The sequence below is a fragment of the Halomonas sp. ND22Bw genome, from assembly GCF_003011945.1.
In the GTDB taxonomy this organism is placed as follows: Bacteria; Pseudomonadota; Gammaproteobacteria; order Pseudomonadales; family Halomonadaceae; genus Halomonas; species Halomonas halophila.
Map to the genome: position 1 here is coordinate 1 of NZ_PXWD01001556.1, position 244 is coordinate 244.

Genomic DNA, 244 nt, shown 5'->3' on the forward strand with positions numbered 1-244 from the left:
GGGGATGGGCACGCTTGAGCCAGCGCAGGAAGTCCAGGGCATCGCTGCGCAGGCCGATCAAATGCTGGACCTCGCGCTTGAGCGCCACGATGTCGACGCCCAGCTCGCGGCTCCAGTAGGCCAGGCTGTACCAGTTGAGGGTCCCCTGCTCGCGCAGGATCCGCGCGCGGATCTCCTCCTGGCTCGCCTCATCGAGGCGATGCAGCTCCACGTAGCGACGCGGCAGGTGTTCCAGCCAGAAGTG

The 244-nt window shown here is 67.2% G+C and carries 1 pseudogene; it reads right to left on the reverse strand.

The annotated features are described in order from the left end of the window. A pseudogene (locus CVH10_RS23465) lies at positions 1-244 on the reverse strand (haloacid dehalogenase); the annotation flags it as partial.